2 protein-coding genes and 2 pseudogenes are annotated in these 2,764 nt (G+C 62.4%); 2 read left to right on the top strand and 2 right to left on the bottom strand.

Annotated elements, in window-relative coordinates; translation table 11 throughout:
• Positions 1-219 (bottom strand): annotated as a pseudogene (locus tag BGP85_RS22135) (LysE family translocator); the annotation flags it as partial.
• A 111-nt stretch (positions 220-330) separates the two neighbouring features.
• On the opposite strand from BGP85_RS22135, the gene BGP85_RS22130 reads away from it, so the two are divergent.
• Together BGP85_RS22130 and BGP85_RS22125 are read left to right on the top strand one after the other, a co-directional pair.
• The gene (locus tag BGP85_RS22130; RefSeq protein ID WP_015270735.1) at positions 331-783 is read left to right on the top strand and encodes an Lrp/AsnC family transcriptional regulator; all 453 of its coding nucleotides are present in this window, start codon (positions 331-333) and stop codon (positions 781-783) included.
• Between the two features lie 284 nt (positions 784-1,067).
• Entirely contained in the window at positions 1,068-2,480 is a 1,413-nt protein-coding gene (locus BGP85_RS22125) for a purine-cytosine permease family protein (RefSeq protein WP_103449916.1), read from the top strand.
• A 64-nt stretch (positions 2,481-2,544) separates the two neighbouring features.
• On the opposite strand, the pseudogene BGP85_RS22120 reads toward BGP85_RS22125, so the two are convergent.
• Positions 2,545-2,764 (bottom strand): annotated as a pseudogene (locus BGP85_RS22120) (ammonium transporter); the annotation flags it as partial.

The following is a 2,764-nucleotide window of genomic DNA, read 5'->3' as shown; positions in this document are numbered from 1 at the left end:
CATCAAGGTCAACGCCAAGGGGTGGCCCGCCAGCAGGCTGCCGACCCCGGCCGCCACCACCAGGGTGGCGAGGAAATGCCCCGACAACATCCCCGCCACTGCGGGCATAACCCAACGCCCGCGCATGCCCGCCGAGATGGCATAGGCCCAGTCTGCTCCGGGGGTCATCACGAACAGCATCGACACAGCCCAGAACGCCGTCAGCACACTGATAGCCACTTGAATGTTCCTTATCTACTGCCTTGGGATGAGGAAAGATTACGGATTCCGCCCGGGGATTTTCTTTCGTATATTCCCTCTTAGCATTCACTTACTGGAAGATTCTTCCCCATGGACAGAACTGATCGAAAAATCCTTGCCGAGCTGCAAAAAGACGGTCGGCTGTCGGTCACCGAGCTGGCCGACCGCGTGGGGCTCAGCCTGTCCCCCTGCCATCGGCGCCTGAAGGCACTGGAAGAGTCCGGGGCGATTCTGGGCTACCACGCCCGCCTGGCGCCAAGTGCCTTGGGGCTGAACTTTGCCGCGCTGGTGTTCGTGACCCTTCGCGAAGTGACCCGCCAGCCCGTGGCGGACTTCGAAGCGGCGTTGGCCGAGATCCCGCAGATTGTCGAGGCGCAACGGCTGTTCGGTGATCCGGATTACCTGCTGCATGTGGTGGCCAAGGACTTGCCGGCATTTCAGAAGCTGTATGACGAGCAGCTGACCAGCATTCCCAATGTGAAGCGCCTGAGTTCGACCCTGGTGATGAAGGAGGTCATTCAGGATCGACTGCTGCCGATGTAGATTGCCCTGCTAATGCGCACTGCGCACCAACACAGCCCACTCCACCTGCCCCCGGCAACCGCCACTCCCTCTACCTCGGCCCCTCCAGCCATCTGGCACCCTCCTTGCTACCGTCCACCGCTTAACCTTTTGTCAGCCTTAGGTTTTTTAAGGTTTATGGGTACATATTTACTAATTTCTCGTTATCCCCGCGCCCCGCATCATCGCTCCAACAAGAACGCGTCGCCCTTCGCCGGCACGCACCCGGGCAGCATTCGATGCCCCACCTTGCCTTGGAGTCAGTCATGACCAGTGCAGCCAATTCGGCCCCCCTGATAGAAAAACACACGATCGGCTACGTGCCGCCGGAAGACCGCCATGGAAAGGTGAGGGATCTGTTCACACTGTGGTTCGGCGGCAATATCGCGCCGCTGCCCATCGTCACCGGCGCCCTGGGCGTGCAGCTGTTTCACCTGAACCTGGTGTGGGGCATCGTCGCCATCCTGGTCGGCCACCTGGTCGGCGGCGTGCTGATGGCGCTGCACTCGGCCCAGGGCCCACAGATGGGCATCCCGCAGATGATCCAGAGCCGCGCCCAGTTCGGCACCCTCGGTGCGTTGCTGGTGGTGGTGATCGCCGGGGTGATGTATATCGGCTTCTTCGCCTCCAACATCGTCCTGGCCGGCAAGTCGCTGCATGGCGTGGTCGAGGCCGTACCGGTGCCGGTGGGCATCGTCATCGGTGCGCTGGGTTCGGGCATCATCGGCATCATCGGCTACCGCTTCATCCACGTGCTCAACCGCATCGGCACCTGGGTGCTGGGCATCGGCATCGTGGTCGGCTTCGGCTACATCTTCAGCCATGTGCAAAGTGACGACTTCCTCACCCGCGGCGGCTTCAACCTGGCCGGCTGGCTGGCCACCGTGTCGCTGGCAGCGCTGTGGCAGATCGCTTTCGCCCCGTACGTGTCGGACTACTCGCGCTACCTGCCGGCCGACGTGAAGGTCAGCTCGACCTTCTGGACCACCTACCTGGGCTCGGCCCTGGGTTCGAGCCTGTCGTTCGTCTTCGGCGCCGTGGCGGTGCTGGCGATCCCGGCCGGCATGGACACCATGGACGCGGTCAAGCTGGCCACCGGCACCCTGGGCCCGGTGATGCTGGTGCTGTTCCTGCTCAGCGTGATCAGCCATAACGCCCTCAACCTGTATGGCGCGGTGCTGTCGATCATCACTCTGGTGCAGACCTTCGCCTACCGCTGGATCCCTACCGCCAAGAGCCGTGCGGTGCTGTCGCTGATCGTGCTGGCGGCCTGCTGCGTGGTGGCGGTGTTCGCCTCGGCCGACTTCATAGGCCACTTCGTCGACATGGTGCTGGTGCTGCTGGTAGTGCTGGTGCCGTGGACCGCGATCAACCTGATCGACTTCTACGCAATCCACAAGGGCGACTACGACATCCAGTCGATCTTCAAGGTCGATGGCGGGATCTACGGCCGTTACAACCCGCAGGCGCTGATTGCCTATGCGGTGGGCATCGTGGTGCAGATTCCGTTCATGAACACGCCGCTGTATGTCGGGCCGATCTCCGAGCACATCAACGGGGCCGACCTGTCGTGGCTGGTGGGCCTGGCAGTGACCTCACCGCTGTACTGGTGGCTGGCCAGTCGTGACAGTGCCTATCGCCGTCGCCAGACCAGTGCCAAGTTGGCCATGAGTCACTGATCAAACCTCTACTGGCCTCTTCGTGGGCTCGCCCGCGAAGAGGCCAGTACAAGCAACCCATCACTCAGAGGTTGTAAGCCCGCTCGTTATGCTCGGCAAGGTCCAGCCCCAGCTCTTCCTCTTCCCGGCTGGCCCGCAGCCCCACAGTCAGCTTGATCGCCCCGAGAATCGCCCAGCTCACCACGAAGCAATACACGAACGTAAAGGCCACGCCCTTGAGCTGCACCAACGCCTGCCCGATTGGCGAAGCGCCCTCCACATAACCGCCCAACGACGGCGAAGCG

It is taken from the genome of Pseudomonas putida, assembly GCF_002906855.1.
Classification (GTDB): domain Bacteria; phylum Pseudomonadota; class Gammaproteobacteria; order Pseudomonadales; family Pseudomonadaceae; genus Aquipseudomonas; species Aquipseudomonas putida_N.
This window is presented reverse-complemented; position numbering and strand designations above follow the sequence as displayed.